Source organism: Synechococcus sp. R55.7 (assembly GCF_047461955.1).
Lineage (GTDB): Bacteria > Cyanobacteriota > Cyanobacteriia > Thermostichales > Thermostichaceae > Thermostichus.
The window spans coordinates 1-1,228 of the sequence record NZ_JANSIC010000359.1; the positions used below are offsets into that span (position 1 = coordinate 1).

Sequence of the window (1,228 nt, forward strand, 5' to 3'; positions counted from 1 at the left end):
TAGCAAACAGATCCTGCTTGCCGCTCGAGTTTTGGCAGAGAAGGGGTGGTTCAAGGCACTTCCAACAGAGCCGCTTGCGGCCAGCCGAAGCCAGTTCGAAACACGGCCCTAGCGCTCTGCACTACTTCCGGTCTGGAACCTGCGAACACGACTACCCCTTGCCTGCAGCAAGTACCTACTCATAAATCCAGCTTTGGGCAACCGGTGTCCAGCTCACCAATTCCGACTCATCGAACCAAAGGGCGATCTCCCGCTGCGCGGTTTCAACTCCATCGGAGCCGTGAATGAGGTTGCGGCCAATGTCGATGCCAAAATCGCCGCGAATGGTGCCCGGTTCTGCCTCCAGGGGGTTGGTCTTGCCGATGAGCTTACGGGCGGCAGCAATCACCCCTTTGCCCTGCCAGACCATAGCCACCACCGGCCCAGAGGTGATGAACTGAACCAAACCGGGGAAGAAGGGGCGCTCTTTGTGCTCGGCATAGTGGGCTTCCGCCAGCTCTTGGCTCACTTGCACCAGCTTCAGGCCCACCAATTGGTAGCCCCGGCTCTCCAGGCGCTGGATGATGGTGCCCACCAGCCCCCGCTGCACGCCGTCTGGCTTGATGGCAATAAAGGTGCGCTCCATGGGATCTCCCCTCGTTTTACAGATCTTCACCGCTATCCTTGTACCGGATCGGGGATCCCGAGCGCAAGGGAGCAAAATTAGCGCTTTTTACGCGCCCACCACTGCCAAGGTCAGGAAGGCAGCCCCCACCACTGTAATCGCCCAGCCGGCCCAGCGAGTTAAGCCAGGGATCCGCAACCCCCAGCGTTCTGCTGCCCAAAGGGCCAGGAGAGCTACCCCATACTGGACGGTGCTCAACCCCAGTAGATATCCCACCCAAGGCATGGGTTGGGCGCCGATAATGGTTTCGGCGTAGGCATAGCCATGGAATAGCCCCGCCAGGGATCCCCCTATTAGCAAGAGCCAACTTGGGATCTGCCGCGGTTGCACCAGCAGCAAGCCGAAGAGAACCACGGAAGAGGCAATGGCCAGCTCCGTCAGTCCCAGGGGATCCCAGCCGGCCAGGTGGATCCCAGTGCCCACCAGACCTGCCAACACAAAGCCCAAAGGGATCCCGTAGCGCCAGGGCTGCCCCGCCGCCACAAGACCGATGGCCACGACGAAGGCCAGGTGATCCAAGCCAATGACAGGGTGAGCCAGCCCGGAGAGAAATCCCTCCCAGGC

The 1,228-nt window shown here is 60.8% G+C and carries 2 protein-coding genes; both read right to left on the bottom strand.

What is annotated here, in order from left to right; genetic code table 11:
- Positions 1–175: 175 nt before the first annotated feature.
- Positions 176–625 carry a nucleoside-diphosphate kinase gene (gene ndk, locus NW820_RS12465; RefSeq protein WP_414407652.1) on the bottom strand — a complete coding sequence of 150 codons (450 nt, stop codon included), beginning with the start codon at positions 623–625 and terminating at the stop codon, positions 176–178.
- Positions 626–712: 87 nt separating this feature from the next.
- On the bottom strand, positions 713–1,228 hold a 516-nt coding region (locus tag NW820_RS12470; RefSeq protein ID WP_414407653.1), incomplete at its 5' end, for a HupE/UreJ family protein.